The 4,163-nt window shown below is 52.8% G+C and carries 3 protein-coding genes and 1 pseudogene; 2 read left to right on the forward strand and 2 right to left on the reverse strand.

The genetic code is table 11. From position 1 onward, the window contains the following. The first annotated feature begins 831 nt into the window (after nucleotides 1-831). Both DQ405_RS28815 and DQ405_RS28820 read left to right on the forward strand, forming a co-directional pair. Nucleotides 832-1,869: a hypothetical protein gene (locus DQ405_RS28815; RefSeq protein WP_446730918.1), complete on the forward strand. Its 1,038-nt coding sequence runs from the start codon at nucleotides 832-834 to the stop codon at nucleotides 1,867-1,869. After that, nucleotides 1,866-2,840 carry a hypothetical protein gene (locus DQ405_RS28820; RefSeq protein WP_446730919.1) on the forward strand — a complete coding sequence of 325 codons (975 nt, stop codon included), beginning with the start codon at nucleotides 1,866-1,868 and terminating at the stop codon, nucleotides 2,838-2,840. The genes DQ405_RS28815 and DQ405_RS28820 overlap by 4 nt, the downstream gene beginning before the upstream one ends. 169 nt (nucleotides 2,841-3,009) lie before the next feature. On the opposite strand, the gene DQ405_RS25015 is transcribed toward DQ405_RS28820, so the two are convergent. Further along, nucleotides 3,010-3,471: an SRPBCC family protein gene (locus DQ405_RS25015; protein ID WP_102666483.1), complete on the reverse strand. Its 462-nt coding sequence runs from the start codon at nucleotides 3,469-3,471 to the stop codon at nucleotides 3,010-3,012. Between the two features lie 86 nt (nucleotides 3,472-3,557). Then, a pseudogene (locus DQ405_RS25020) lies at nucleotides 3,558-4,163 on the reverse strand (MFS transporter); the annotation flags it as partial.

The following is a 4,163-nucleotide window of genomic DNA, read 5'->3' on the forward strand; positions in this document are numbered from 1 at the left end:
TACACGGCGCCCTCAGGTTTTTCGCGAGCAAGCTCGCTCCACAGGCACATTCTCAGCGTGCCAGCCGGCGCGCTCAGTTGTACGCTTTTTTCTCGGGTCGCTGTAGGTTGGTCCTTATGATCGCGTTCTTACAAACAAAGCACACCCAGAAAGTGGAACCTTTCACAGACCTCAACCACCCAACAAAAAACTAACCTCATGCGGATATTTTCAAACAAGAGAAAAGAAGCTCGACAGACGGACGCACCAGAAAATTCAGCGCTTCCCTTTGGCGTCTATAACCATAAACAGAGGTTAAACAGTGAGCCCGTTAAAAGGGTATGGCATGTTAGTGCAGTGCACACACGCCCGCCGAACGACTGCGTTTAAAGCTATATCGTTGATCTCATATAAATAAAGTGACCCAGCAATGAATATATTCTCGCCCGTGCCACAGCCACTCAGCAACTATCCCCATACAACAAATGCTGAACACCGTCGCTCCACTCGGGCAATTGACGATGCACCGCCAGTCAAAAATACACTTCCGAAACGCGCCGAGCGCCTCGGAAAGATAAAAAGCTGGGGCTGGGACAAAAACCGATCCCTGCGCCCGCCCCCGACCATGAGTTAGATTTCGCCAAGGGAGTCATTTATGGCTCTGTCAGCGTTTCCCCTCCCACAGCAAGTTATACGCACCAGGAACAGCTACAGAGGATTGACGCTTACGCCGACCGTGTTGTCACGCAAATCAAGAAAATAGAAGAAAGCGGTGAAGAAAACGAAAGTAATATCAGGTTCCAGAAAACTCGCCCGTTCCTGGAACCTGCCGGTTATTTCAGCGGCGGGTTATTGGCTGCCGGGTTCGACCCGCATGAAAAAATCACTGTAACCTTCAAAAGTTACGTTGGAAAATGGAAGCCGGAAGTCGAGACCAACACCGATACACGCACCTATTTTGCATGGGAAATTGCAGCCGGTGCTCTTAAGCACGATAAACCACCGGGAGGTGGCCTGCTCAACTTCCAGACCATGGAAATCAAGCCGCAAGACCGGAGCAAGATCAACGATCTGGAAGCGCTGGGTGCGAAGCTACAAAATCATTGGCAAGATGATGTCGCCTCCACCATGAGCGACGAGACGGGCGAATTGGCGAAGCACTCGGGAAAAGCCGATGCTTATGTTGTGCTGGGAACTTTGCAAGGCCTGCGTAACGACAAAGATGCGTATAAAATGCTATCGCCTGAAGGCCGATCAGCCGTTGAACGCACGCTAGACAATAAGGGAAATGTCGTCATACCCAACATATACGGTTATCCACTGGCCGGGTATGCGTTTATTCCTTATGTCAACTATCACGGCAATTATGACACCCGCCCCAATCAAGGCCTGATGCTCGACTTGAAGAACGGCACAGTCAGCGAAATACGCGGAGACGATGATTTTGCTCGTTGGGCCAAAGACAACCGTGATGCCTTAAAAGCCAGCTTTAACGCCGAAGACAGACAAGGCGGAAAGGATGCTCATTGGCCATCAGCGAGCAGTGTGCTCGAAAATTTGATTGAGGGTAATCATGCGCACTATCCGGGACGCAAAAATCTACTCAGCGACAAACAGATTCCGGTTAGAGAGTTATTTAATTACACTCAATCGCGAAAGAAAACCTACCATTTAAAATTTGGAAGATCTGAACTCTGGTATTGCCAGCAATTATCAAAAGATCAACGCCAACAATGCCGATGTGGGCCGATCAAACAGAGGTATTTGGTTCCTCGAAGCAAACGTGGAAGGAAGCCAAAGAATTATGGGGGCGCACCTTCGGCTATGTGCCCATCCTTGGAAACGCGGGCAATATTGTCTTCGGTACCCATGATTCCATTTATGGTATGACCGCCGACGATCGTGTTGGCGGCACAGCGGCTGCAGTGATATCGGGCTTGCAGCTGGCGCACGAACTCGCACCATTTGGAGCTGAGGCTGGGTTGGGCGAAGCACCCTCCGCATCGACTATCGCTGGCAGCGAACATTACGGCTGGAAATACAATGAGCAAAGCAACCGTTTTGATTTCGTGAGGAAAGTAAACGCCGCGAATGACAGCGACGTGTCCTCCGTCGCCAATACCGCACCAAGCGAACCGGATACACCACACGTCAGTGAAGGTGTCCCTCCGACAATCGAAATACCAAACAGTAAGCGCTCACTTCTGACATCCGTAGAGAACTTACCGACCGGCGAAGCGCTTTTTTCCACTGTGGATAAAAACGTAGTACTAAGTGGAGAGCTTAACGAGCTAAATTCCCTTGACGAAAAACTTTATACATTTACCGACTTCAACAAAAACGGCCGTCAAGAACGACTCAACATCCTGGTGCACGGAAGCGTCGACCCGGCTACTGGCATCTCGAAAGTTTCATACAACGGAAAACTCAATACGCCACAAGAGTTACTTCAGACACTTCATGACTCGGGCATTTACCCGGAAACGTTTGACAACGTAAGACTACTGTCATGTGACTCTGCAAGTGGTGGAGATGCGTCCTTCGCGGCGGAGTTTCAGAAGCTCATAGGGCGCCCTGTCAAGGGCTATAGCGGCACCCTCACCGCCAACCTAGTACCGGAAGATATAAATGCTGCGATTGTAAAAGTAGAAAATATCTATCTGGACACCCTGAAAAAAAATCAGAACACTCCACTGACTGACGCTGATAAGGCATTGGCCAGATCCGAAGCGGAAAAATACGTCTCCCGAGAAATGGCAAAAAAACAGAAACTTCAAAACCGGCAAAGAAAAAACCCCCATTGGAATCCGTTTAAATGGTGGGCTTTTACTTATAAACCCGAGACCTTTCCAAAACCATAAACGGTGGGCACTGTCGGGGAAGGCCCACCCCACTGTAGGAGCGAGCTTGCTCGCGAAAGACGTTAACGATGACGCTGGCATGTGAGAGTACGCGGCGCCCTCAGGTTTTTCGCGAGCAAAGCTCGCTCCTACCTAGGCACATTCTCAGCGTGCCACCCTGCGCGTCATGTCAGTTGAAGAGTGCCTGTACGTTCTTCATCGCGTCATCGGCAAAGCCTTGCAGGAAGGCTTCGAACGCCGGTACGTCTTCCTTGCCGCCCGTGTAGGGCTGACCAATGATGGTCCAGGTCGCCAGGCTCTGGTTCGGGCCTTGTGGCACCACCTCCATCAGCGCCCACAGGTTGCCGATGTTCAGCGAGGTGTAGATCAGTGACCAGGTCATGGTCATGGCTTGGTCGTCATGGCTGTTGAGTTGCTCGATCACCACATTGCCGTCCTTGAACAGCTTTTTGCGTACCGAACGCACGCCCTCGCCCGTCATCTCGATATGGGACAAGGCCGGAATAAACTTCGCGAAACCGGCGAAATCTCCGACCACACTCCACACACTGCGAGCATCGCCCTTCACGCTGACGCTGGCGACGACAGGGTTGCCCACCGGGTTGCGAACCAGGGTATCGGGTTGTTGCATGAGAGAGCTCCTTTTTTCCGAAGGGCGGATAGTGGGCGCCTACCAAATGCAGTGGGCTGTACAAGTTCAACACCTGCTTGGCGTGGTTATCCGCTCTTGGCTGACTGCCGTAATGCCAAGGCTGCTACCCCGCACACGATCAACGCAATACAGGACACATAAAACGCATCGCTGTAGGCCATCAGGTACGCCTCACGACGCACGGTGTGGATCAAGCCCTCAAGGACCTGCTGTTGAGCGGGTAATAGCTGGTTGAAGATAAAAGCCTCGCTGTCAGCCATGCTGGCGCGCAGGCGCTCCTGAAAGGACGGGGAAAACAGCGTGATCGACTCCCCTACCCGCTCAGAGTGAAAGCGCTCGCGCATGGCCACGATCTGCGTCAGGCCCGCGGTACCCACGGCACCACCCAGGTTGCGCAGCATGGAGAACAAGGCCGAGGCGGAGCCGGCTTCATCTTTGGCCAGGCCAGACACCGCGAGCACGGAAAGCGCCACCATGATCAGCGGCTGCCCGATGCCCCGTACCACGGTGGACGGAATAATCACGTTGGCGGCGCTGTCCACGTCCAGGTGCGCGCCGAGGTAGCACCCCAGGGCCATAATGAAAAGCCACTGGCGACCATCAGTTTCGGGTTGAGCCACTTCATCAGGCGCGGCATGAACGGCGCCAGTACCAGCTGCACCATGCCGTAG

The organism is Pseudomonas sp. SST3, assembly GCF_003325755.1.

Coding starts and splice junctions, on each gene's coding strand:
- DQ405_RS28820 (WP_446730919.1), top strand. CDS start 1,866: ATGACCGCCGACGATCGTGTTGGCGGCACAGCGGCTGCAGTGATATCG.
- DQ405_RS25015 (WP_102666483.1), bottom strand. CDS start 3,471: ATGCAACAACCCGATACCCTGGTTCGCAACCCGGTGGGCAACCCTGTC.